This window comes from Thermodesulfobacteriota bacterium, assembly GCA_040755095.1.
GTDB lineage: Bacteria > Desulfobacterota > Desulfobulbia > Desulfobulbales > JBFMBH01 > JBFMBH01.
Map to the genome: position 1 here is coordinate 1 of JBFMBH010000054.1, position 24617 is coordinate 24617.

Here is a 24617-nt window from a genome sequence, read left to right on the forward strand (position 1 = left end):
GGAGCCGCTCGACCCGGTCTTCCCCACCCCCGTCCCCACCCCAGCCTTTCCAGAAAGCTGCCGTGCTGAGCATGCCGGTTCCCCGTGATGGCCTTACTTCTCGGCCTCCTCCAGCTGGAGGGCCTGTTTGAGGTGCTTGACCGACTCTTCATGCTCGCCCATCTGCTCATAGGCCATGCCCAGGAACCGGTGCACCCGGGCATCATCCGGTCGCCTTTCCAGGGCACGAAGGTAGGCCGCAATGGATCGGTCCACCTGGCCCAGGTGGTCATAGGCGTTGCCCAGGCGGAAGTAGATCTCAACCTCCTGGTGACCCCGCTCGACGGCCCCCTCCAGAACCGCCACCGCCCGGTCGTACTGCCTGGCCCGGATGTGCGCCATGGCCACGTGGGCCGGCAGACGGGGATTGCTGGGATCCCTGGCCAGGGCCATTTCAAAGCAGCGGATGCCCTCGTCCTGCCGGCCGACCTTCAGATAGGACTTGCCCAGGAAATAGGCCGCCTCGGCATCGTCCGGCCGCTGCCGCACGGTCTTCCGAAGAAGCGGGATGGCCTCGGTGTGCTTCCCCTTCCGTGCCAGGTCCAGGCCACGGTCCCGGTGGTACCGCCTTCTGGTCTCTTCGTCGATGGAAAAGACCCGGTTGTACCCCTCGATCCAGGTGGTGGAGAGGCCCTTGAGAGACTGCAGGCCACTGTACAGGTACAGACCGGCCTGCTCGAAAAAGGGCGGCATGCCCAGCGTCGGCTTTCCCATGCTCATCTCCGTCTATGGTCGATAGGTGTGACAGAAATCGCACTGCCCGCGATTGCCGTGGCTCGCCGCGGTCCCTTGTTTGATGGCCGGCGCCCGGCGGGCCAAGACGTCGCCCAGATCGGCAGCCAGCTGCCCGGTATTCCGGCTGGTCTTGGAGATGACGTGGCAGCGGTCGCAGGCACCGTAGCTCCCGTGGGGACGCTGGTCGGTGGCCAGGATCATCGGTGCCGCCTCCAGCTGGGCGAAGCCGAGACGGCGGCGGTCCCGCACCTCGATTTGGCCATACCGACCCTGGCGGTAGACAGTCAGCGAGGCCTGCCGGTCGTTGGCGATGCGACGGGTCGCCGTTTCGAAGGCCGGCAGGTCAGGCACCGGCACCCCGTTGACCGCAGCCAGGACGTCGCCGGCAAGCACGCCACATTCGGCCGCCAGGAGCGTTACCTCATCCACCAGCACGCCTCGCACCCCGGCGGGGATGTTGTTGGCCTTGGCCAGCGCCGGGGTCAGGGGCAGGACCTCCAGCCCCAGCCAGTGCCCCTCCTGAACGACCTTGCCCCGGCTGGTCCCGGCCGGACCGGTCGTGCCCGCCGGCAGGGCGGCGGGGATGGCACGCGCCTCCAGCCTGTTCCCGGCCAGCGGCCCGGCCGCCGCCGGGTGGCGTCCCGGCGCGCCGGCGAGGGCCCGGGTGAGCACCACCAGAAGCAGCAGCACCGTGCCGCTGCCAACAAGCCAATTCTCAGCCTTCATAGAGCATCCGGAACGCCATGGCGAACATGAGGAGGGCATACAGGCCCCGCAGAGCGACAAACGGTATCACCTTGGTGAGCCAGGCCCCGAACATGCCGCCGGCGAAGGCCCCGGGCAGGAGCAGGGCGGTGAGCGCCAGCGGCGTGGCCAGGGCAAAGTGGCCCGCCGTCACGCCGTGGGCCAGGGACAGCCCGGCGGCTACGGTCGAGGTGCAAAAGACCAGGACCGCACAGTTGGCGATGGCCCGGCGCAAGGGGATGCCGGCCACATAGTTCTGGAGTGGCACCTCGATGACGCCGCCGGTAATGCCGAGGATGCCGCTGATGAGCCCCATGGGGAGCCCGAGGAGGCCATGGGCGGCGGTGGGCCCGGATGGGCGCCTGTGATAGGGCTCTTCGAGGTCGGCTTCCATGGTCTCCGGCGCCGGCTCCTCCGGATTCCCCTGCAGCGTTTCCGCAGCCACCTTGATGCCAACCAGGATGGCGAAGCCGGCCAGAAGATAGCGGATGACCGTATCGCTCATCAGGGTGCCGGCGAAGTATCCCAGCACGACGCCGGCAATGGCCCAGGGCACAAACGGCCTGATCCGGGCCAGGTCGAGCAGATGGTCCCGGCGATAGCGGAGTGCAGCCGCTCCGTAAATGAAGATGTTGCTCAGATAGGCCACCGGCCGGATGAGGAGGATCCCGTACCCATGGAGCAGCATGAGACCGGTCACCTTGATGAGGCCCCCGCCCATGGTCATCATGCCGCCGGCGAGTCCGGAAACAAAGCCCAGGAGCAGGAGGCCGGCAGCCGTGGCCAGGGGGAAGCCCAGGATGGCCTGCCCGGTCATGTGATCGGTCAGGCCCACCATGATCGCGCCCAGACGATCGGAGACAGCTGCCACGGCGGCAGCCGCCGGCAGCGCCAGTGCGGCTGCCGGCGCGAGGGCAGCGCCGGGCTGGGGATTGCTCGCCGCCAGGGCGGCCCAGTCGATGACCTCCTGGAAATGAGCCATGAGCACGTGGGCTGGCACCGCATAGCCACGGGGCTGGCCAGCAGGGTCCAGGGCGACGATATTCATGCCCACCATCCAACCGTTTTCATCCACCAGCGGGCCGCCGGCGAGAAAGACGTCCAGGGGAGCGTCCGTTGCCAGCAGACTGTCCATGGTCGCCGCGGCCAGAGCCAGCTTGCAGCTCAGGCGTCCGATGCGGCCGGACTGGGCGGCGACGGTGCTCCGGGCATCCACGCCGAGGGCGAATACCTCCTGCCCCACGCGAAGGGTCCGGGAATTGCCTAGAGCAGCGTACGGGAACTGCTCCCGGGAGAGCACCTTGAGCATGACCAGATCATGGGTGGGTGCGACCTTGACCACCTCCGCCCGCAGGGTCCGGCTGCCGCCGGGACCGGCAAGCCGCACCCCGATGTCCTGCCTGTCCGCTGCCAGGTGCAGGGCGGTGACCAGGTAGCCGTCCGGATGCACGAACACCCCGGAGCCTGTCGGGCTTCCGGCTTGCCCGCCGGCGATCACGGCAGCCACGGCCTGCCCAGGCCGCCAGACCGGGGCGCTAGCCGCCGCGGCTGCCACGTTTTTGCCAACCGCCTGGGGAAAGACCTTCTCGACCGGCAGCAAGGCGTTGCCGCTGCCGTCCCGCCAAAGATGAATGGCCCAGGCAAAGGTGGCCAGACACAGAACGCCCAGGGCCACGGCCGGAGTCTTCCAATGAATCGCACAAAAGCGCGTCATGAGCGCTTCTCCGCGAGAAGCCGCTCCATCTCCGGGATCAGCTCCGCCTTGGAGCGAAAGCCCACCTGGACATTGCCCACATGGGGGATGCTCGCTGCGATGGCGACGGTCAGCTCATTGCCGATCGCCCGCGCTTCCCGCACCGTCAGCTCCGGATCCACCGCGACCCCAAGGTCGATCCACAGCTCCTGGCCGATCCTGCGGGTGAGCAGGTGCTCGATTCCCAGCACCCCGGCGGTGGCGCTGGCCAGCCGGGCGATTCGCCGGCGCGCCCGGACCGGGGCGGCCGAGTCCATCATCCCCTTCACCGAGTGCCAGAGGTTTTCGCCGCCCAGGTTGAGAAGGTGCAAGGTCTCGAACAGGGCCACCAGGGGGTCGAGCCAATACAGGCCCAGGTAGTGGGCGCCGACGATGCTCAAGGCCACTGCGGCGGAGGAGACGGCGTCGGAATGGAAATGCCCGGTCAGGGTGCGCACCATCGGGCTGTTGATGCAGGAAGCGGCGCAGCGGAAATAGCTGTACAGAAAGATCTGTGCAGCCAGGGCGAGCACAGCTGTCCACAGGGCGATCAGGTGCGGCGGCTCATGGCGGCCCTCGAAGAGGCTCTCTGTGGCAAAGAAGCACAGAAGACCGGTCACCAGGATGAAGACGAGGCTGATGACCCCGGTGATCAGGAACTCCACCTTGCCGTGGCCATAAGGGTGCTTCTCGTCGCCTGGCCGGCTGGAAACCCGAAGTCCGACGATGATGAGTCCGGAGGTCAGGACGTCTTTCGCGGAATACAGGGCGTCTGCGACCATGGCGTGGGACCCGGCCACGAGTCCGACCAGGAGCTTCAGGAGTGACAGGGCCAGACTGGCCACAAGACCCACCCAGCCGACGGCGCGGTAGCAGACCGAGCAGTGCATGGAGCAGGTGGGACCTCAGCTGACCGCCACGGCCTCGGCGCCGTCCGTGGCGCCCTTTTCAGGAGTCTTTCCCGGCTCCCCAGGCGCCAGGACGCTCCAGACCCCGCCGACGAGGCGGGCACAGCCGGCCTGGAGGGCGCCGGCAGCGATCGGATTGGCCCGTTTCAGGACCTCCATGGCCAGGGCGCCGGCGAAAATGCCGACAAAGATGCCGCAGGCGAGCTTCGTCATGATCATCTCCTTGTGTCCTTGACTGGGTTGGCCGCCGGCAAGCCGCCATCCCGCGGGATCGCCGCCCTCCTGGTGGCCCTGCGCATGAGGTGGCTGAAAGTAGCCAGGAGGTAGCCCAACAGGAAGGCGCCGGCGATGATCACGATCATCGGCAGCTGCACCGGTTGGCCGATAACGAACCGCACCCAGGCCTGGTGCAGATTCTGGCTCGTGAAGATGAGCAGAAGCACGCCCAGGAACAGGGAGAGGATCAACTTGGTCATGGAAGCCAGGGCTTAGAGCTTGGTCGCCAGCTGGCCTACGATCGGCAGCCTCCAGGCCCGGCCGAGAAGGACGGAGACAAGGCCGGCCACGGAATAGACCAGGCACAGGAGCCCCAGGCCCTGGAGGAGGTGGAAGCCGGCGCCGGGCACATAGACCAGGGCGATGGCGATGACCTCCAGGATCCAGATGACCAGTCCCTGCCGGGCATGGAAATGGACATAGTCGTCCCGCTGGCTCAGGACCAGAGGGAAGAAGCAGAGGATGCCCAGATAGCTGACAAAGGCCAGCAGCCGGGAGATCACATTGGCCTCGTACTCCAGAACGGTCTTTTCTTCTGTCATGACCTGCCTCCTTCTTCCTGGTTGCTGGCTGGTCCTGCCGGGCTGGCAGCAGGCTCCGGTGGTGCTTCCCGTCTGGCCACGACGCCCAGCTGGCTCCAGTACTCCGGCCGCAGGTCGGTGGCCAGGCGCAGCGCCCCTTCACAACCGGCATAGTCCGGATCATCCACGCAGGTCACCTGGGCTTCGCCGCATTCTCCCAGCTGGTCGACCAGCAGCCGATCGAGGCCCTTGATGCGGGAGCCGCCGCCTGCCAGATAGATGTTCTGCAGGGCCTGGGCCTGGTGCTCGGGGGCAAAGCTCCGCAGCACCACCTTGACCTGCTCCACCACGTCACCGACGATGCTTTCGCAGACGGTGCGGATTTCTTCGGTGAGATCGTACGGGTGCGGCCGGCCGTCGCTGTCCCGGAGGGTCACGAGCACCGGGGCAGCCGGTGGGCCGACAAAGGCATGCGCCTCCTTGATGGTGCGCACCAGGGTGCGGCTCAGCTGCACATCCGGATGCTCCTGGCCGATGAGTCCAGCCAGCCTCTCGTCGATATACTCCCCGGCTTTGAGGATGGTCACCTGGTCCTCGGCGGTGGGCACCGTTCCCTTCATGCCGCAGACATCCACGGTGCCAGCGCCCAGATCGACGACGATGCAGTTGTGGAGCTTGTTCATGTAGTAGGCGACCATGAAGGGCTGGGAGACCACGACCGATACGTCCAGCACCCTGCTGGCGATGCCCAGGAGCATCTCCTTGTTGAGGATCGAGGCCCGGGCCGGCACGCCGATGATGCCGCACAGCCGGCCCCCGTGGCCCTGCCGCGCCTCGGTGACCACATGCTCCAGGAGGTCCTGGGCTGCCTTCTGCTCCTTCTCCTGCCCCTCCTTGATCACCCCGTCCTTGAGGGGCATGTAGAGGTCGACGGCCGAGCTCTTGTCCAGTGCCTCGTCGCCGAAGACGCACAAGGCTCCCAGGAGCTTGGCCCCGATGATATCCCGGGGGTAGCCGACCACCGAGCGGATGATGGCGCGATAGTGCTGGCTGGTCGCCACGGCGGTACGGGACGTGCCGAGGTCGATGCCGATCAGAAGCTCACTGTCCTGTCCTGTTTCCCGGTACGCTAGCGTCATGCTTGCTCTCCCTCCTCGCGGGTGGTGGTGGCAAGGGGGGCAGGCGCGGCGGCTGCCGCGGACCCGGTCGCCTCGGCGGCAGGCGCTTTCGTGCTCGACGCCGTGGCGGCAGCCAGCCGGCCCATGAGCTCGGCTGTGACCCTGGCTGCGGTGCTGGTGGCGGCCCCCAGGCAGGAGGCCAGGCCCACTCCGCCTTTGACCACCCCGCGGCCCACCTCGCCCAGGAGTCGGCAGATCCCCTCGCCCAGACCCTCTACCGGAACCAGCGTCGCCGGCTCGGCCTCCCGGCTGCCCGACTCTTCCGAAGTCGGCGCCTCATCCCCGGCGGGCACCGCGGTGGTGATGGCGGTGAGAAGGGTGCGGGCTGCTCCCATGGCTTGCCTGCCGCCCGCGGTCGCCCCCCGGATGGCTGCGCCGGCCACCGCCGCCAAACCGGCGCCCAGATCCTCCACCGGCACCCGCACCAGCCGGCCTTCCCGGTCATACGGCGCCTCCGGCTCCACCTCCACTTCCGTGGACCCTTCCGGAGGCTCTGCCGTGGACTGGGACAGGCCGGCGGTGCGATCCCCACCCCCCAGTGGGGCCTGGGCCGGTGCCTCCCTTTCTTCCAGGCCACCGGCCAGTTGAGACAGATCGGGTGCCGCGGCAGCGGCCGTGGCCTCTCGCTGGGCCGTGGCTGGCTCCGCAGCCCACTCGGCGGCAGTCTGGCCGGCCTCCCGGGTGGCGGCAGGAGAGGATCGCAAGGCGTCTTCCGGCCATGATGAACGGTCGCCGGCGCCGGCCTCGGCGGCCGGCGCGCCCACGGGCTCGCCGGTGTCCCGGGCATTTTCGCCGCCGGCAAGGGCAGAGGCCGGCGTCGCCGCGCGGGCTGCTCCCTGGCTTGCCACTTCTTCGTGCTGGCTTGGCATGGAGGCCGACTGCTCCTCTGCAGGCGTCTGGTCATCCGGTGGCTCGGCTGCAGAGGCTGGCAACGGCTCGGTGCGAAAACGAGGCTCGTTCTTCATAGGGCTCCTGTGGCTGTCTTCATGCTGTCGTCCGACGGGGTGGCTTTGTCCGGCCATGAACTGCATGGCTGCCACCCCTTGCGACTCGTCCACCGGCCGGCCTGGCCGGCACAGCTGCCCCTCCCGGCCTCGGCCAGGCGCGGCCGCTCCCGCCTGGATCAGCGGGGAGGGCGGCCGTCCTTCGTCCCTCGCCTCCCTCCGGGCAGGCGCGACCGGCAGCGGGGTGTGAGCACCGGCCAGGGGTTTGCTCCGGCGGGCGATGGCCTCCATCAGTCGGGCAACCATCTCCCGGTCCACCTGATCGTCATCTGGGGCATCCGCCCGGAGGCGGAATCCGTTTTCCTCATCGGCTGGCATCGGCCTCAGCTCCTGTCACCCCCTGATTCTGTGGTGGCATGTCCTCACAGTGTGGCGTAGACCCGTTGCGACGCCCGCTCCAGCTCCAGGAGCACGCCATCGAGCGGACTCAAGGCAGAGAGGATGGTGCTGAGGTCCGCCGTGGAGCGAACCGGCAACCGGTTGATGGAGACCAGAACATCGTTGACCTGCACCCCGGCGAGCTCGGCCTTCGACCGGGCCGAGATCTCTTTGACCACGATGCACTCTGTCGCCGTCGCGCCTTGGCCGGTCGCCAGGGCCGCCTCTGCCGGCACCAGCTCCATGCCCATCCATTCCCATTCCTGGGGGCTGGGCACCGGTGCCGGGATGGCGGAATCGGCGGCCGGCGCCGCGCTGGGGAGTGCGGCCAGCGTCTGGTCAGTCGTTGCCGGCGGTTGCACCTGCGCCGCAGGCAGCATGGCCTCCTGCCGGGGCGCCGCTTGTTGCAGCACCACCTCCTGGCGTCTGCCGCTCCGGATGATCCCCAGCCTGGTCCTGCCACCGTCAGGGCTGGCCATGCTCGCGAACAGGCTGGTTGGCGTCTGGCAGCGCCGGCCGTTGTGCTTGACAATGATGTCGCCGGCCTGGAGTCCGGCCTGCGCTGCAGGCGAGCCGGGCAGAACGTTGCAGACAAAGACGCCGCTGTTTTCCGGCTGGCCGAAATGGTTGGCGATGATCGAGTCCACCGGACGAACGGCTGCCCCGTACAGGACCGGGTAGCCCAGCATGCCGGCCTCGCCGGCCGGCGCAGCCATGGCCGTGCTCATGGGCTGGGGCGGCAGGGCCGCCGCCGTCGGGCCGCCCACGACCTGATGGCACAGCTGGCAGGGACCACGATCGCTGTGGACCGGAACGGCGCCCGGGGCGATGGGCGGTGGAGCCCCTGCGGCGGCGATCTTGGCGAAGCCAGGACGGGGGCTGCCCCCGGAGCCGGGCCACGCAGCAGGCTCCGGCAGGGCGATGAGGTCGTGCAGGAACTCCCGCACCGTGGCGGCAGGCACGGCAAAGCCCACCCCGGCGAAGGCGCCGTTGGGCGTGTAGATGGCGGTGTTGATCCCCACCACCTGGCCCTGCATGTTGACCAGCGGGCCACCCGAGTTGCCCTGATTGATGGCGGCATCGGTCTGCAAGAGGTCCCGGTGGGTTATGCCCTCGATGACGATGGCGTCGCGCTTTCCGGAGATGATCCCCTGACTGACACTCTGGGCCAGCCCGAAGGGGCTACCCATGGCCAGGACCTGATCCCCGATGCTGAGAAGCTCGCTGTCGCCCAGGGTCGCGGTGGGCAAGGGCGCTACGGGCCTGATCTTCAGGAGGGCCAGATCCACCTGCTCGTCCAGGTGCACAACCTCAGCCGGGTAGCGCGAGCTGCCCTGCTCCCCGAAGCAGGTGACATAGATCTGGTCCGATTGCTGGACGACATGGTAGTTGGTCAGGATGGCGCCATCCTCGGTCATGATGACGCCGCTGCCGATGCTCTTCATGGAGGCGCCGGCCAGAGGATCGATGAAGCGGAAGACGCTCCCGCCAGGATTGGCGGAGCCGTCCGGCTGTTTCTGACCAGCGGGCGGTTCGGCGATGTCCGGGCGCAGGGCGCTGATGTTGACGACACTGGGCTGGACGGCGGCCACCACCCTGGCGGCAGGACTGACCGGCGCCGTCTGGCGGACGAGCGCTTGCGCCAGCGGAGCCACGGCCGGCCCATTGGCACTGGCTGGGGCAGCCAGCGGCCCCGGAGGCGTGCGCCGCGCCGGCCCCTGGTCGAAATACCACCAGCTGCCGATGAGAAACAGGACGGCGAGAACGGTGATCCAGTTCAGCCAGCCCCGAACCTGTTTGCCGCATGTGCCGAGCATGATCCACCTGTGGTCGCGGGAGTCCCAGTATGCCAGTGGCGCGGGACGGGGAGTCTAGAACGGGTCGGCCTTGCTGGCACCGGTTGCTGGCTCCGCTGCCTCCAGTTCCTCCTCATCCTCGTCGGCCTCGTCTTGGCTGGCGCCTTTCCGCAGACCGGCGATGCCGGCGCCGACGGCCACCAGACCGAAGACGACCGCCGCCACCGGCACCAGGCCGCGCACCACCTCGACCACCGACCACCACCAGACGCCAAGCCCCCACACGCCGAAGGCCAGGGCCACCACCCCCAGAATGATGTTTCCCATGAAGACAACCTCTCCTCAGATCTTTGGCCTATGCCGTCTTCTGCCGTGACTTCATCACGGCGACAGCGCCGGCGATGAGGAGCGCGCCGGCACCGGCCACCGCGATGGGGCCCCACATGCCGAGGCCGAGGCCCAGGCCCAGGCTGTAGCCACTGCCCGTCCACAGGCTGCCGCCGGTGCAAACCCCCTTGGCGGCGGCAGCCCCAGCGAGGGTGCCCAGCTTGGCGGTGGTACCGGCCGCTGCCTTGCCCGCCGCAGCACCGGCGCCCTTGCCGGCAGCCAGCGCGCCTGCCTTGCCAGCCGTCCCCCCCTTGGCAGCGCCGCCCGCGCCCTTCAAGGCGGCCGCCCCTTTGCCGGCCTTGGCCGCTTCCGCAAGCTCCACTTCCGCCGCTTGCACAGCGGCCCCCTTGCCGGCCCCGGCCCCGGCCGGTGCGGCATTCTTCGCCACCAGCTCCGCCGCCTTGGCTCCTTCGAATTCCATCGCCACAGCTCCTCCTCCCTCGAACGGTGTCAGTATGCAGACGTCATCGGCTCGGGTGTCCCGAGCATCCGTGGCAGCACGGCCGCCACATCCGAAAAATCGCTGTCCAGCTCGCTCAGGAATCGCGCGCCCATGGCATGGGCCTTGGCAAGCGTGCCTGGCGACAGGTCGGGCAAAATGAGGATGACCGTGCTTTCCTGCAACAGACAGGAGGCAGCCAGGAGGTTGGAAAGCGCCTCCTGGTCAGGCACCAGCAGCAGGACAACGGCGGAGGCCAATAACGGCCTTTGGAGGCTTCGCTCCAGTTGTACCGCAGAGCGCACAATCTCCAGCGGATGCCTTCTGAGCAACGGCAGCAGACGTCCCAGCAGGCGCTCCTCCGCCTCGCCCTCCTCTGGCAGGAACATGATGACCCATTTCCTCTCCATGGCACCTGCCCATCAGCAGTCGCTAGTCGGGTCCAATCCGGGTTGGCTGCCACCTATGCAAGGCCGATACCAAGGAGGCCGAGGTTCGGACCGCCAGGCAAGCCGAGGTGGGTACGGCCTCCGGCACGCCGATGCTGGGACGGAAACAACGACCACGGCCGGCGCAACGGTGCGGGACAGGGGGATCTGGTCGGCGGCACGAGAGGCGACGACGTTCGGAAAGAGGAACGTCTGTGCGCTTTTCTGAACAGCGGCGTCCCCCTGGTGCAGCCGGCTGGATACTTTGGCTGGGGGAGGCCTGGTCATGTTCGACAAAGCGAACCTCTGGCCGGCGACTGCCGGCCGGAGGGAGGGCGGCGTCATCGGAGGCGACGGGGCAGCGGGGCGCGGCAGGTCCTACAAGGAGCGTGCGTCGTGGCCAAGCAGGTCGTGTTTGCGCAGGAGCTCGAAAATCCTGGTTCGGGAAAGCCCCGAGAGCTGACAGGCCTTCTTGCGGCTTCCTGCCGCGGCGCGGAGCAGCTCTTCGAGATACTGCCGCTCCATGGCGGACCGGGCATCCTGGAATCGAGGGAAGGCCTCGGAAGAACCGGGGGCAGGAACGGCGACCGGCATGCCATCGCCCCGGGGGACGACCTTGGCCAAGGCCTCCAGCCGGGCGCTGACCCGGATCTGCGTCGGCAGGTCATGATCATCCACCGTGTTGATCCCATAGTTCATGGTGAGGACCTGTTCGAGCAGGTGGACCAGCTCCCGGACGTTTCCCGGCCACTCGTGGTGCTCCAGGGCGGTGAAGAAGGCGGGAGAAAAGGCCTTGTCCGGCATGCCGTAGCGTTTGCACAACCGGGCGGCGTGGTAGCGCACCAGGTCTCGGATGTCCTCCCGGTGCTCCCGCAAGGCGGGCATCCTGATTTCGATGGTCCGCAGACGGAAGAAGAGATCGGAGCGAAACGCGCCCATCGCCGTCATGTCGGCCAAGTTCCGGTTGCTGGCGGCAATGAGACGGAAATCCACGGGGATCTCCTGCTTGCCGCCCAGGGGCAGGACGTTGCGCTCCTGCAGCACCCGCAGAAAGGTCTTCTGCAGGGACAGAGGAAGCTCGCCCACCTCATCGAGGAAAAGCGTTCCACCGTCGGCCTGCTGGACGAGACCAGGTCGAGCCCGGTCAGCGCTGGTGAAGGCTCCCCGTTCGTGTCCGAAGAGAATGCCTTCGACCAGCGATTCCGGTAGGGCGGCACAATCCACGGTCACAAACGGCCTGCAGTGCCGCGGGCTTCTGGCATGGATGGCCCGTGCCAGGACCCCCTTGCCGGTGCCGGTCTCGCCGACGATGAGAACGCTGGCCGGGCTGGGGGCCGCCAGCTCGAGCTGCTCGAGCACCTTGCGCATGGGGGGGCTGGTGCCGACCAGGCCATGGTCCGAAGGACGGTCGAGAACCTTGGTGCCGAAGGCCTGGCGGAGCGCCCGGTTGGCAAGCGCCCGGTCCACGACACCGACCAGATCGGCGATCGCCACCGGCTTGACCAGGAAGTCAAAGGCTCCTTGGGAGAAGGCCTTTTCAAGATCCGCCCGTCCGCCATAGGCGGTCATGATGATGATGGCAGGCTGCGAAGCCAGCCGGTGGAACCGTGGCATCGCCCCGATCCCGCTCCCGTCCGGCAGCCGGATGTCCAGCAGCACCGCCTCAAAGCTGCTGCCCTGGGCCGCCCGGATCCCATCCGACAACGAGCCGGCCGTCACGACCGTGTGCGATGCCTCTTCCAGGGCCTGCCTCACCAGGTCCCGTACCGCGGCGTCATCGTCGACAACAAGTACCTTGCTCATCGCTTCGTTACGCTTCCTGAACAGGCCCCGCCGGTACAAGGGGCCTGTGCCCTCGGAGCCACCGCCGATCCGAGGCTCCGATCCCCCTTGGGCTTCACGTCGTTGGCTCCGCGGGCGTCTTGCACCGCAGAGCACGGTACGGAACTTGCTACGCCCCAGCGGGGCGAGCGCACCCGCGTGGCTGCGTCGGAAATAGCAATAACTAGACCAAATTGGCCGCGGAAGCCAGTGCTCCGGTCGAGAAGCGTCCTGGGTGAAAACGAGGAAAGGGGAGGGGAGGTGGAAGAGGAATGGGCATGGCGAGAACGGCGAAGGTCCTCATCGCTGGCAACCGCGGGGTCGGCAAGACGCGCCTGTTCTCCAGGCTGTGTCGCAACCGGGAAGCGGCACCGAGCTCGACGGCCCCGGTTGCCTGGTCACGAATCGGCGCCCTCCGGGGAGGCCGGCAGCTGCTTCTCGACACCACCGGCAGCTGCTCCCTGCTCAGTCGGGACGCGGAAGAGGCGACCGTCCGGGACCACATCCTGGCCGAGTATTTGCGGGGCGACCTGGCGGGGATCCTCTTCGTAGCCGATGCTCTCAGCCTGAGCCGTTCCCTGGCGCTGGCCCTCCAGCTCATGGAGCTGGGTCTGCCCATGGCCCTGGCCGTGAACGGAACGGCTGCGGCGGCGGCCCGCGGCCTGGCGATCGACCGGCAAGAGCTCGCCCAGAGTGTGGGCTGCACGGTCCTGCCCCTGACCGGTACCCCGGACGACCTCGACCCGCTGAGGGATCTGGTGGCACGCCTGGGGACGCTGCCGCCGCCCTCCCGGCGTCTGGTCACCTTTCCCCGCCACGTCGAGACGTTCTTTGCCCTTCTGGACAAGCTCCTGCCGGAAGGGCTGATCGGCTCGCGGCTTCTCGGCTGCCTGCTGCTTGGTGGGGACCAGGGGGTCCGCCGGCATCTGGCGGCAGTGCTCGGGGAGGACACGGCCGCTCACCTCGAGGGGCTGGCCGCCGCCTGCCTGCGGGAAGGGGCCGTCCCCTTCGACATCCTGTTCGAGCGGCTGTTTCACCAGAAGGCCCGGCAGATCACCGGCCGTTGCCTGCGACTGCGGGCGGCTCAGGCAGACCGGGCCCGCCGCCCGGCGGCGGAGGACATCTGCACCCGACCCGGGACGGGACTGCCCATCGCCATGCTGGTGGTCTGCCTCACGTACCTCTTTGTGGGCTCGTTCGGCGCCGGCTGGCTGGCCGACGCCGTCCACCATTGCCTCTTCGAGGAGGTCATCATCCCCTGGACAAGCCGGCTGGCCGCCTCCATCCCCAGCGTCTTTGTCCGGGAGATGCTGGTGGGCCCGGACTTCGGTATCGTCCCCAACGGCGTTGCCCTGGCCATCGGTCTGGTGATGCCGGTGATCTTTTGTTTCTTCGTGGCCTTCGGCCTGCTGGAGGATTCGGGATACCTGCCCCGTCTGTCGGTGCTTCTTGATCAGGCCCTCCAGAAGATCGGTCTCAATGGCAAGGGCGTGGTCCCCCTTGCCCTCGGCTTTTCCTGCGTCACCTCGGCCATTCTCACCACCAGGATGCTGGGCAGCGAAAAAGAGAAGAACATCGCCGCCTTTCTCCTCTTTCTTGGCTTTCCCTGTGCGCCCCTCATCGCGGTCATGTTTGTGATCCTCGGCAACATGCCAGCGTCCGCGACCTTCACCGTCTTCGGGCTCATCGCGGTCCAGATTCTGGGCGTAGGCCTTCTGGCCAACCGGATTGTTCCGGGTCGCAAGACCCCCTTGCTCATGGCCATGCCCCCCTTGCGGCCACCGCGACCGGGTCCGATTCTCCGGCGAGCCGTTCGCAGAACCTGCGCCTTCCTGCAGGAGGCGGTGCCGGTCTTCATGCTGGCCTCGTTCGGCATCTTCCTCTTCGATTGGACCGGCGGCCTTGCCACGCTGGAGCACCTCGCCGCGCCGTTTCTCGGTCAGCTTCTGGGGCTGCCGGAGACGAGCGTGCAGGTGTTTGTCAAGACCATGATCCGCCGGGAGAGCGGTGCCGCGGAGCTCGCCCACCTGAGCGCCAGCTACGACAACCTGCAGCTGGTGGTCCATCTTCTGGTGATGACTCTCATCGCCCCGTGCATCAACGCCTCCATCGTTCTGTTCAAGGAGCGGGGGACCAGGGCCGCCGTGGTGATCATGGGGGCCGTAACCGTTTATGCCCTTCTCGCCGGCAGTGTCGTGAGCCACGCCTGCCGCTTCCTGGGCATCACCTTTTCCTGAGAGCCAATCGAAGCATGGACGACGAGAAGCGGGACGAGATCCTGGAGGCCATCCTCCGAGCCAATGAGAAGAGGCTCTACTCCCTGGAGGCCATCCGGCGGGATTGCGCGACGGCCGTGACCGAGGCCGACTTTCTGCAGCTGGAGTGCGAGGGACTCATCGCCACGCACGGTGGGCAAGTGACCCTCAGCAGCCGGGGGCAAGGCGTGGCCAACGGTGTCATGCGGCGCCATCGTCTGGCCGAGGTCCTGTTGTCGAGCATTCTGCAGCTGAAGAATTCCGAGCTGGAGGAGGTGGCCTGCCGGGCCGAGCATTACCTGCTGCCGGAGGTGGAGGAGGCCATCTGCACCCTGCTTGGGCATCCGGAGGTCTGTCCGGACGGTCGCCCCATCCCCCGGGGCCGGTGCTGCCAGAGCGGCTTCCGGTTGCGGGAAGGGCTTGTGGTGAGCTTGGCCGATCTCCGCACGGGCGAGGCGGGCAGGATCTTCTATCTGAAGCCCAGTGCCGACTGGACCGTGCATCAGATTGTAGCCCTCGGCCTGCAGCCCGGCGTGACGGTCACCGTGCTGCAGACCTCGCCGGCCTTCTGTGTTGCCTACGAGCACACCGAGATCGCCATGGACCGCGAGATCGCTGCCCACATTTTCGTCTGGCGCACCTTCCAGGCCGGCTAGCTGCGTCCTCCATGCCGGCCATCGCGGCAGACGATCGCCCGGTCAAGGCAGGCCTGGGGCCGAAGAGGAGCGGCTGCACCCGAGCAGGCAGCTCAGTTGGGAGGAGGTGGTGGCGGCTCCGGCAGCGCTGGCGGTCCGCTGGGGGGGATGATCGGCTCCGGCACCACCTCTGGCAGGGTGAGGACGGGCGGGGCCGTGGAATTGAAGGTGTCGCCCAGGCCCGAGGGGCCGGACTCCACCGGGGGAGCCGGGCCGCCGAGGCTGCCGGTCACCACGCCGCTGCGGCCGGTGGTGGCCTCGCCTCCCTGGGCTTCCTGGCCGCTGGGGGTCAGCTCGGTTCCGGAAAGAAGATTCTGGATGTCCCCGATGCTGAACTGGATGGGCGGGGAAGGGGCAGCGCCGGCGGACGGCACCGTGAGGCCGAAGCCGGCCATGGTGAGGTCAGTCGTTCCCTGGGCGTTCTCGGCGTAGATGCCCCGCTCGGCACCCCGGAGGCCCCCCAGGAAGACCAGGGTCAGGGACTGCTGCCCGCCTTCCAGGACACCGGCCAGGTAACAGCCGCGGATGCCGATGGTAGCAGCCGGGGTCTTCACCTTCACCTGTTCCGGATTGGCGCGGGAGATGGCGCCGGTGACCATGCGGAAGGTGCCCCGGGCGAGATCTGCCGCAAAGGCGCCCGCCGAGGTCTCCTGGTCGAAGACGAACTGGTCGATGGTGACGCTGCTCTCCGGCCCGAGGCTCAGAATGGTCTCGTCCAGGAAGAAGAGCTGGAGCCGGCTGGCTGGTCCGGTCCGGATGGTATCGTTGGCGTGGATCGGGGCCTTGATCGCCAAGGCGCGGGTATCGCCTGCCGCGGACAGGGCTTCCGCCTGGCCCTGGAGGATCGCCACCCGGCCCACGGGGGCGGTGGCGGCCAGGGCCCAGCCGGGCAGGCCCAGGGCGAAGACCAGCAGGATCAACCCGGGAAGACAGGACGTTCTGGGCATCTTAGAACCTCTTGGTGATCATGCAGGTGGTCTGCTGCCGGAGGTAGTCGTGCTCGTCGAGGTTGGAGCGGTTCCGGGTGGCCACATAGGACAGCCCCAGGTCCAGGTCCCACCAGGGCAGCGGTGCAACCAGGCTGAGCGTGGCTCGTATCCGGGTGTCGTTCCGTGGCCGGCCATGGATGGGATCGGGGTCGTCAAAGCCCAGGTACTGGTTTTCGAGCTGAACGAGGCCCTTCAACCGCTCATGGAGATCAGCAAACACGGAGACCCCCCAGAGCGGGCCGTCGTTCTCCTCGAACCCTGCCTCGGTATTCTCCCAGGTGTATCCCAGCTGGCATTGCAGCCAGTAGCGCATCTGCGGGTCGATGTAGCGCGGCAGCAGCTCCAGGGCCGCGTAGGAGCCATCCAGGTTGGGGTTGGTGTCGTAGTCCCGGCTCTGCAGGGTGAGGCGGCTGCCCAGGCTGACCTCCGAGCTTGGTCCCCAGGCGGCGCTGGGGGCGAGGCCGTAGTACTCGGCATAGGCATCGGAGCCGAATTCGATGAGGTCCGCGGTTACCGGCAGCTCCAGGCCCCAGGCCCCCTGGCCATAGGTCGGCCCGGTGGCCAGGGAGGCAGCCGCCAGGTTGAATTCCGATTTGCGGAAATAGGCGATGCTCCGGTAGGCCAGCCGGTTGACCCAGGCAAAGCCGGTATCCTGGTCCGGGCTCCAACGGTGCCGGCCCTGCAGGCTGATCAGGGTGCCCGCATCCTCCTCTTCGGTGCTGGCCGGCCCCAGGGTGATGGGGCCGAAGACGGTGTCGATGATGCCGTCCGCCGGGCCGACATTGGCGTTGGTGTCGTAGATGAGCCCCAGGCTCACCGCGATGTCGAGCCGGTGGCTGGCGGTGCGCTTGCCGATCTCCGCCAGGTAGCGGTGGGTGGCCGAGAGGATCGGCTCCTCGGGATGGGCGGCCAGGACCTGCGCAAGCTCGGTCTTGGCCATGGCGTAGGACTGCAGCTCGAAATACGCCCGGCCCAGCTCGAAGCGGGCGGCCACCAGATGGGGATCGACCATGAGCACCCGTTCGTAGGCGGCAGCGGCGTTCTCGTACAGGCCGATCTCCATGGCCGCCCGGCCCAGCTCGTAGTTGAGCTGCGGGTTGGCCGGGTCGGCGAATACCGCCTGCCAGGCGCGGGCGTAAGTCTGGTGGGGCGTCAGCCCGGCCGGAACGGCTGCCGGCTCGGGGGTAGGGGCGGCCCGGCCGGTGCCGGGCACCAGCGTGCAGCCGATGGCCACGGCCAGGGAGACACCGGCCAGAGTCGCCGATCGCCTCGTCGTCATCTGTGTCACCTCTCAAGCCCAGGGAAGATGTGCCGTTTTCAGAAGCGGGGAAGGCCCCGGGCCATGATCACCGCCAGCTGGCAGCTGGCTCTGCCGGCCGGCAGCACCACCGCGCACTGGCCGTCCCGGCCCAGGCGATGAGCGCGGCCGCTGTCCAGGTCGACGAGGACGCTGCCGAGGCCCCTCGGCAGCGTCTGGCCGCCGGTCCATTGCAGGAGATAGGTGGTGGCGCTGGGCCGGGCCGGGGCGTGCAGGGACAGCCGGAACACGGTGGCGGCTCTTCTTGCGGGGCGGACGTCCACGGCGTACAGGCCAGGCCGCTCGGGCCAGTCCTGATGATCGACCACCAGGCGCGGCGCCTGGGTGGAGACCGGCGGCGGCGCCAGGCAGTCCAGGACGTCCGGCCCGCTCCTGGCCTCCGCCGCCAGGCCCAGGAACAGGGTGCGGTCCACCAGGCTTGTGCCCTGCTCCCGGAGCGAAAAGGCCAGGCCGACCTTGCCCTGCCCCGGTGCGGCCCCCCCACGGAAGGCCGCAGGGGCGGCGGCGACCGGGGCGCCGGCCACCGCCAGGGGCGGAAAGAGAAGGGCCACCGGCTCGGTGCCCATGTTGCGCACCCAGTAGGCCTCCCAGGGCTTGACCACCCCGGTGTCGGTGTCCACCGCAAAATAGCCCTGGTCGTAGCCCCAGGCATTGTGCTCCACCCAGACGTTGGCCGGGTCGTCGACGAGGTAGTCCACCGGCCCCTCGCCATCGTCCACCCGGACCTTCACCCCCTGCCAGGGCCCCTGCAGGATGAAGGGATAGCCGACCACATTCCAGCCCGGCGCCAGCGGCACCGCAAACGGCACGTCCGCCGGGATCGGCTGGCCGGTGGCGGCGGTCTGCCGGTCGGCGGCGGTGATGAGCCAGTAGCCGTTGCCCGGAGCCGCGGCCGGCAAGGCCGGATACTCGGTGTAGGCGCCGGCAGGGTTGTCGTAGGTGAACAGCCGCAGCGCGGCAGGGTCGTAAGGAGCGGCGCCGCCAAAGACCGCCAGGGGATCCGGCTGGTCAGGAGCCAGCGCCGGCAGGGCTGCCAGGTGGTAGTCCGCGACGTCCACCGTGCCGTTTTTGTCCACGTCCGCCACCCAGGTGTGGCTGACCGCGCTGGGGGTGACGGACACCTGGGTGGTCACTGTGTCGCTGTTCGTGAGCTGAGGATCGGTGCGGGAGGTGGCGGTGAGGGTCAGGGCATCGGTGGCTCCCGGCGCTGCAGCCTCCGGAATGGCCAGCGTCACCTCCACGGTGGTGGACTCCAGGCCGGGGATGGTCACCACCGTGCCGGCGGGCAGGCTGACCGGCCAGCCGCCGGCCGAGGTGACGCTGAGATCAAAGGAGTCCTCGGCCGCAAGAAAGCTCTGGAGCACGAAGCTGTAGGTCATCTCCTGGCCCGGATCACCGGTCTGGTCCGCCGGGGCGATGACCTGGATGAAGCCGGCCTCGGTCCATTTCTCGAAGGCGACCACGGTCCAGGTCTCGCCGGGCAAAAGGGCCGGCCGTTCCCACTTCAGGGCATAGCCGGCGTCGAGATAGGATTCATTCACCGTGTCCGGTAGACTCCCCTGCTCGATGGCGGTCCAGACGCTGCCGTAATGGGCCTCGTAGTAGTGGTCGGCCGGCGAGTCATGGCCGCCGTAAAGGCCCATGATGCCGGTGATGCCGGGGTCGGGATTATCCAGGTAGACCATCTTGAGGCCCTCGTCCCAGTGGCCTCGGGAGCTGTCATCGCCGCCGAAGTAGGTGTCCCCCCCGTGCAGCAGGGCCAGATCCGTGTAGGCTTCCGTGCCCTGATTGCTGATCTGCCAGATCAGCCGGTAATAGGCGCTGCCTTCGACGTAGGACAGGGTCAGGGTGACGTGCACCCCGGTGTCGCCGGCCATAACCTCGGTGACGATGGTCCCCGGGTCGGGCTGGCTGTGGCTGATCGGGGTGAGCTGCGGGGTGTCGTGGCTGTAGAAGGGCAGCGCGGTGCCATTCAGGAACAGGGCGGTGCCGGTGCCGTCGTCCCCTCGGAAATACTGCTGCACCAGGGCCTCACCCTGCCAGCGGTAGACGCCCAGCCGCCCGTATTCGTCGGCGCGGATCTCCAGGGGGCGGCCGGTGATGGCCAGGGTCCCGGCCTGGACGGCCTGGTGGGAGCACAATGCCAAAAGGACGGTCAACAGTCCGGTTCTGATCCAGCCTGGGGGGGTCATGGGGGCAGCCTCTCTGGCAGAAGCCATGCAGCTTGGAGTGGATGTCGGAAGCCGTGGGACCGGACACAGGGGGGGCCATCCGTCGGCGCAGGACGCCCCGACGCGGGCAGAGGGATGCTTAACACATCGCTTGAATGATAGCAAGGGCTCGCAGGAATGCTGGCTGCTTTCCAGACAACCGGGCCCCGAGGTCGAGGGAGAGGCGGGCCCTGTCCGGCTGGGCCGGCGGCGCGCCAGCTTGCCTCGTCATCCGGCCTGCGCTATGATTCCTCGCCAGATTGACTGGCGCGGGCCCAGCCACAGGTGCCTTCTCGCATGGGTGGCTGCCGCCCCCTCGGCCGCCGGTCGAACCGGAAGGGAAGCGACTATGCTCACCGCACGGGCACAGCAGACGCGTCTCTACGATGAGCTTTGCGCCTTGCCGGAAGGCATCACCGGGGAGATCCTGAACGGGCAGCTGCACACCCAGCCGCGCCCCAGTGGCCGGCATGGGGTGGTGGCCAGCGCCCTGGCCATGGATATCGGCGCTCCCTTTGGCTTCGGGCGCGGCGGCCCGGGGGGCTGGTGGATCCTGCCCGAGCCGGAGGTCCACTTCATCCGGGATGTGGAGGTGGCCGTGCCTGACCTGGCTGGCTGGCGGCGGGAGAGGATGCCGGCCATTCCCGACGGGCATCGTCTGGAGATCGTGCCCGACTGGGTATGCGAGATCCTGTCGCCCAGCTCGGTCAGAAAGGATCGCGTGGTCAAGCTGCCGCTTTACGCCCACCACGGCGTGGGATTCGCGTGGCTCGTTGACCCCTATGCCCGCACCCTGGAGGCCTTTGTGCTGCGGGAGGGGTTGTGGACCATGATCGCTGCCCTGGAGGATGATGCGCCGGTCTCCGTGCCCCCCTTCGACGCCATCAGCTTCTCCCTTGCCGATCTGTGGGCCTGAGTCTCCCCGGCAAGCAGTTCCCGAATCAGGGCATGCTCATCCGCCAGCTGTCGGGTCACGCTTTGGGGTTTTCCGACTTTTTCCCGCCGGACCTTCAGCGCCGGACCGCCACCGGCCGGCCGCTGTCCGCCCGCTCGGTGTCCAGGAGGACCTCCGGGGCCTGGCAGCTCCGGTCCAGGGCGCACTTCAGGGCCTCCAGGCCCAGGGCCGCCAGCATCTGCTCCCGGGTAAGGCCGGCGACATAGCTGTCGGAGTCGAAGATGGCGGCAAAGGTGTCCCGGTCCAGCAGGGGGTGGTCGGCATAGCGGCGGTGCAGGCTGCCCAGCAGGGTGCGGGTGCGGTCCTGGAGGTCGGCCTGGGAGAGGCGGCCGAAGGCGGCAAAGCGCTCGCCCAGGCTCTGGGCGGACGGCAGCTGCGGCGCGGCCATCAGGAGGCGCAGGTCCTGGATGTAGCGCTCCATGCCGGCGAGAATGTGGTGGCGTTGCACCATGTTGATGCCGGCCCAGCCGGCATTGAGCCACTTGAGCACCCCGCAGCGCAAGGCTTGCGGCTGGCCGGCCGGGGGTACGTAGACGGCGATGGAGAAGGCCCGGTACATGAAGGAGTCCACCCAGCCAAGACCGGTCTTGGTCAGGCCCTTTTCACCGGAATACAGGTAGTCCCAGTCCTGAGAGCTGCCCAGGGCGGCGCCCTTCTTGCCCACATCGGAGACATCCCGTTGCCGGGCCACGGAGAGAAAGGCCGGCCGGCCCTGATGCTCCAGAAGGATCAGGGTCCGGTCCACATCGTACCCGTAGTAGGCGCCGGTGAACTGGTCGGGGGTGATCTCCTCGTGCTCGGCCACCCGGATCGTCTGGGGCCCCTGCCGGGCAGCGGTCAGGTCCCAGACGGCCGGCGGCGTCCGGATCTCGCCCGCCACCGGCAGGTAGGAGGCGGTGCGCAGGGAAGAGGGGGAGAAGACCTGGCCCGGGATGGCCGGATTGTACATGTAGCCCAGGAAGCGCTCCAGGTCGACGGGCAGATCGAACCGGCAGAAGGCGGCGGTGGTGTCCTCCACCGCCGGTGGAGAATAGTCGGCGTCCGGCGCCTCGGCCACGAAGCTCACCACCCGGCCGGCCAGCTCCGGATCCACCACCGGCCGGTCCTGGGTGGTCAGCGCCAGCAGATGGGTGATGGCGGTGGTCAGCTCCTCCGGCAACGGTCGCGTCTCCTGCTCAGCCAAGCCGGCCGCCGGCCGCATGAACATGCTGATCAGGAGCAGGGCAGAGACGACGAAGAAGCGCTTGCTCGGAGGCATGGGACCTCAAGACCGTTGCCGGTCGGGACGGGGAGTGGCGGCAAGAAGACCAGGATCGCCACGCCAATGTAAGACACGAGCGGCGGACCCTCAAGGCCTATTATAGGCGGGCGACGGCTCCCTCTCCAAAGATTTGTTGGCGAGAGGCGCCGGCGCCTGCCCGGCTTACGGCAGGTGGGCCGGGCAGGCGGGATGAGGCGGGGGGCGAGGGGGCTTCAGGCCGCGTGCAGCAGGAGGTGCTGGTTGACCAGCTCGGTGCGGCCGACCAGGGGCAGGTCGCTGAAGTACAGGCCGCCGAACTGGCTGGTGCAGTCCGGACAGCCCCGCAGCCAGAGGATGTGGTGGCGATAGCGGTTCCTGGCCAGGGCCCGGCAGACCCAGCGGCTGGCACCGCATTCGAAACAGTAGAGCAGGGTCCACTCCTCGCCCAGGAGGGCCTGGGCGCACTCGGTGCAGACCGGGATGACGATCTCCCGGACGGCCACCGCCACGTGGTCGCCGTCCTGGTACCCGAAGGGCAAGACGATGTAGTCAGCCGCCGGATAGTCCCGGGACTGGGTGCCTGGACCGTGGTTGAGGTCGCAGAAGCTGTCGCCAAGCTCGGCCAGGAGCTGCACTCTATCGATACCGTCCATGGGGGCCTCCTTGACTGCCCTCCGGCAGCCTGTTCACCTCCCCCCTCCTCGTTGCTACCTTCCCTGCTAACAGTATCGTGCAACCTGGCCCGAAACTGAAGCCACCAATTGGCGCGGCCGGAAAATTGTCATTCAGTCAGGGGGCTTGGAAATGGAGGGCGGCCGGCGGCCGGCCGGCTTTCGGCCACGAAGTCGGCCAGCCGCCGGGAGCTGTCCTCCTGCTGGCGCCAGCTGCCGAAGAGCCAGCCCCTGTCTGTGGCCTGATTCAGACGGGCTCGCAGCCAGTCCGGCAGCCGGCCCGGGGGCTGCCGTGCCCAGGGGGTCTGGGGCAGGGGCATGAAGGTGTGGCCGTGCACCCGTGCGCCCCGGCGGACCAGCTTCTCCATGAGCTGGAGGCTGGCGGCCCGGTCCTGGTCGGTCTCGCCCGGCAGGCCGAAGATGAAATCGACACAGGGAACGAGGCCGGCACCGGCGGCCAGCTCCACGGCTCGGACGACGTCGGCGACCGAATGGCTGCGGCCAGCTGCGGCGAGCAGGCGGGGGCTGCCGGTCTGGGCGCCGATCACCAGGTTGTCGTTGTCGCAGTATGTGCGGATGAGGCGGATCGCCTCCGGGCTCACCTGCTCCGGCCGGACCTCGGAGGGGAAGGAGCCGAAGAAGATCCGGCCGGAAGCCCCGACGATCCGGCGCGCCCCGGCCAGCAGCGCCTCGATGGCCCGCAGGGCAACGGCCCGGGGATCCCGGGTGCCGTAGGACAGGGCGTTGGGGGTGATGAAGCGCAGGTCGTCCAGGCCTCTGGCAGCCAGCACCTGCACGTGGCGGAGGATGACCGCCAGGGAGCGGTGGCGGAGCCGGCGCCCCACCAGGCGGGGCGTCTGGCAATACCGGCAGGCGAAGGGGCAGCCGCGGGTGATCTCGATGGGGCCGAAGCGACGCCAGTGGGCGGCAAAGGGCGGGTAGCGGTCCAGATCCACCGGCGCTGCCGGGCCGCTGCCCTGGAGCCGTCCGTCCTCGCCCCGCCAGGCGAGGCCAGGGATGCGCCGGGGGTCCTGGCCGCTCCGGATGGCGGTCACCAGGCCCTGCACCGTGGCCTCGCCCTCGCCCCGGGCGACCAGATCGAAGCCCAGGGCCAGGGTGCCGGCCGGGTCGCCGGTGGGGTGGCTGCCACCGGCCACGAGTGTGGTGCCAGGGCTGCCGGCGGGAAGCTGGCGGCGCAGGGTGGCCAGGAGGGCGGCCATGGCCGGCAGCTGGGAGGTGAAGAGCGAGATCAGCACCAGCTGCCGCCGGTGGGCGCCGGGGCTGGCCAGGAGGGCCAGCAGCTCCTCCGGCCCGCGGGCGCCGAGGATCGCCAGCTCATCCCGGAAGGGCAAGGCCTCCACCGCCCCCAGGAGGGCGTTGGTGCTGAACCGGGTCTGCCGCTGCTCGTAGACGATGATCTCCACAGCCCTTTGCCTATTCAATATTCGTCCTGTTCCGGGTAGCCTTCCCGGATGAGCGCAAGCACCCAGCCGCCCCCGGCCCGCGGCGACCAGGGCCACAGAGCCCTTCTGGCCGGCTGGCGCCGCCTGCCTGCCGCCTCCCGCCGCTTCCTGGTCTTCTCCTCCGTGAACCTCATCTCCTGGCAGTGCATTGCCGGCCAGGCCATGGTCCTCTTCGCCCGGCACCTGGGGATGCCAGCCTCCTGGGTGGGCTGGCTCCTGTCCTTCCTGCCCCTGTCCATGCTGCTGGCCACCGGTACGGTGCGGCTGGTGGAGCGCCTGGGGCCCCGGCAGCTCCTGGCCGGCGGCTGGCTGGCCAGGAACCTGGCGGCCTCCCTGGTCTTCACCATGCCCTGGGCCCAGGCGTGGTGGGGGCCGCCCGGCGCCTGGGCCGTGCTTCTTGCCGCCACCCTCGGCTTCTGCGTGGTCCGGGCCCTG

24 protein-coding genes are annotated in these 24617 nt (G+C 68.5%); 4 read left to right on the top strand and 20 right to left on the bottom strand.

Features of this window, described 5'->3' with window-relative positions:
• Positions 1-93 precede the first annotated feature (93 nt).
• From AB1634_09710 to AB1634_09775, 14 genes are all read right to left on the bottom strand, one after another.
• Positions 94-753: a tetratricopeptide repeat protein gene (locus AB1634_09710; protein ID MEW6219792.1), complete on the bottom strand. Its 660-nt coding sequence runs from the start codon at positions 751-753 to the stop codon at positions 94-96.
• A 12-nt stretch (positions 754-765) separates the two neighbouring features.
• On the bottom strand, positions 766-1500 hold the full coding sequence (locus tag AB1634_09715) for a PDZ domain-containing protein (GenBank protein MEW6219793.1): 735 nt from the start codon (positions 1498-1500) through the stop codon (positions 766-768).
• Complete coding sequence (locus AB1634_09720; protein MEW6219794.1) at positions 1490-3232, bottom strand: TSUP family transporter; 1743 nt, start codon at positions 3230-3232, stop codon at positions 1490-1492. The genes AB1634_09715 and AB1634_09720 overlap by 11 nt, the downstream gene beginning before the upstream one ends.
• Complete coding sequence (gene mamM / locus AB1634_09725; GenBank protein MEW6219795.1) at positions 3229-4140, bottom strand: magnetosome biogenesis CDF transporter MamM; 912 nt, start codon at positions 4138-4140, stop codon at positions 3229-3231. The genes AB1634_09720 and mamM overlap by 4 nt, the downstream gene beginning before the upstream one ends.
• 15 nt (positions 4141-4155) lie before the next feature.
• Positions 4156-4371, bottom strand: coding sequence for a hypothetical protein (locus tag AB1634_09730; protein ID MEW6219796.1), 216 nt, complete (start codon positions 4369-4371; stop codon positions 4156-4158).
• A gap of 2 nt (positions 4372-4373) precedes the next feature.
• Positions 4374-4634, bottom strand: a complete 261-nt coding sequence (locus tag AB1634_09735) for a hypothetical protein (GenBank protein ID MEW6219797.1) — start codon at positions 4632-4634, stop codon at positions 4374-4376.
• Between the two features lie 12 nt (positions 4635-4646).
• Entirely contained in the window at positions 4647-4976 is a 330-nt protein-coding gene (locus tag AB1634_09740; protein MEW6219798.1) for a hypothetical protein, read from the bottom strand.
• Positions 4973-6094, bottom strand: coding sequence for a MamK family actin-like protein (gene mamK, locus AB1634_09745; protein ID MEW6219799.1), 1122 nt, complete (start codon positions 6092-6094; stop codon positions 4973-4975). Before mamK ends, AB1634_09740 begins: the two co-directional genes overlap by 4 nt.
• Complete coding sequence (locus AB1634_09750; GenBank protein ID MEW6219800.1) at positions 6091-7098, bottom strand: hypothetical protein; 1008 nt, start codon at positions 7096-7098, stop codon at positions 6091-6093. Before AB1634_09750 ends, mamK begins: the two co-directional genes overlap by 4 nt.
• A gap of 401 nt (positions 7099-7499) precedes the next feature.
• Positions 7500-9332, bottom strand: a complete 1833-nt coding sequence (locus AB1634_09755; GenBank protein ID MEW6219801.1) for a trypsin-like peptidase domain-containing protein — start codon at positions 9330-9332, stop codon at positions 7500-7502.
• A gap of 54 nt (positions 9333-9386) precedes the next feature.
• The gene (gene mamI, locus AB1634_09760; GenBank protein ID MEW6219802.1) at positions 9387-9638 is read right to left on the bottom strand and encodes a magnetosome protein MamI; all 252 of its coding nucleotides are present in this window, start codon (positions 9636-9638) and stop codon (positions 9387-9389) included.
• 28 nt (positions 9639-9666) lie between these two features.
• Complete coding sequence (locus AB1634_09765) at positions 9667-10119, bottom strand: magnetic particle specific iron-binding protein (GenBank protein ID MEW6219803.1); 453 nt, start codon at positions 10117-10119, stop codon at positions 9667-9669.
• Positions 10120-10148: 29 nt separating this feature from the next.
• Positions 10149-10526 carry a hypothetical protein gene (locus AB1634_09770; GenBank protein MEW6219804.1) on the bottom strand — a complete coding sequence of 126 codons (378 nt, stop codon included), beginning with the start codon at positions 10524-10526 and terminating at the stop codon, positions 10149-10151.
• A gap of 417 nt (positions 10527-10943) precedes the next feature.
• Positions 10944-12368 (bottom strand): sigma-54 dependent transcriptional regulator, encoded by a 1425-nt coding sequence (locus AB1634_09775; GenBank protein ID MEW6219805.1) that lies wholly within the window; start codon positions 12366-12368, stop codon positions 10944-10946.
• Between the two features lie 296 nt (positions 12369-12664).
• Between AB1634_09775 and AB1634_09780 the strand changes: the two genes are divergently transcribed.
• The gene (locus AB1634_09780; protein MEW6219806.1) at positions 12665-14623 is read left to right on the top strand and encodes a nucleoside recognition domain-containing protein; all 1959 of its coding nucleotides are present in this window, start codon (positions 12665-12667) and stop codon (positions 14621-14623) included.
• Between the two features lie 14 nt (positions 14624-14637).
• Positions 14638-15297, top strand: coding sequence for a metal-dependent transcriptional regulator (locus AB1634_09785; GenBank protein ID MEW6219807.1), 660 nt, complete (start codon positions 14638-14640; stop codon positions 15295-15297).
• A 92-nt stretch (positions 15298-15389) separates the two neighbouring features.
• Here AB1634_09785 and AB1634_09790 read toward each other — a convergent pair whose 3' ends face one another.
• From AB1634_09790 to AB1634_09800, 3 genes are read right to left on the bottom strand one after another with little or no spacing between them, the layout of a single operon-like run.
• Positions 15390-16283: a FecR domain-containing protein gene (locus tag AB1634_09790; protein ID MEW6219808.1), complete on the bottom strand. Its 894-nt coding sequence runs from the start codon at positions 16281-16283 to the stop codon at positions 15390-15392.
• A gap of 1 nt (position 16284) precedes the next feature.
• Positions 16285-17604, bottom strand: coding sequence for a tetratricopeptide repeat protein (locus AB1634_09795; protein MEW6219809.1), 1320 nt, complete (start codon positions 17602-17604; stop codon positions 16285-16287).
• A gap of 38 nt (positions 17605-17642) precedes the next feature.
• The gene (locus AB1634_09800; GenBank protein ID MEW6219810.1) at positions 17643-19835 is read right to left on the bottom strand and encodes a hypothetical protein; all 2193 of its coding nucleotides are present in this window, start codon (positions 19833-19835) and stop codon (positions 17643-17645) included.
• A gap of 367 nt (positions 19836-20202) precedes the next feature.
• Here AB1634_09800 and AB1634_09805 point away from each other — a divergent pair, with 367 nt between their 5' ends.
• Complete coding sequence (locus AB1634_09805) at positions 20203-20769, top strand: Uma2 family endonuclease (GenBank protein ID MEW6219811.1); 567 nt, start codon at positions 20203-20205, stop codon at positions 20767-20769.
• A 94-nt stretch (positions 20770-20863) separates the two neighbouring features.
• Here the strand turns inward: AB1634_09805 and AB1634_09810 are convergent, their stop codons facing one another.
• From AB1634_09810 to AB1634_09820, 3 genes are all read right to left on the bottom strand, one after another.
• Entirely contained in the window at positions 20864-22066 is a 1203-nt protein-coding gene (locus AB1634_09810) for a hypothetical protein (GenBank protein ID MEW6219812.1), read from the bottom strand.
• Between the two features lie 215 nt (positions 22067-22281).
• Entirely contained in the window at positions 22282-22701 is a 420-nt protein-coding gene (locus tag AB1634_09815) for a hypothetical protein (protein ID MEW6219813.1), read from the bottom strand.
• A 128-nt stretch (positions 22702-22829) separates the two neighbouring features.
• A complete protein-coding gene (locus tag AB1634_09820; GenBank protein ID MEW6219814.1) occupies positions 22830-24161 on the bottom strand; it encodes a TIGR04013 family B12-binding domain/radical SAM domain-containing protein in 1332 nt (443 codons plus the stop codon).
• Positions 24162-24191: 30 nt separating this feature from the next.
• Between AB1634_09820 and AB1634_09825 the strand changes: the two genes are divergently transcribed.
• Positions 24192-24617: hypothetical protein (locus tag AB1634_09825; protein MEW6219815.1), on the top strand; the 426-nt coding region annotated here is incomplete at its 3' end.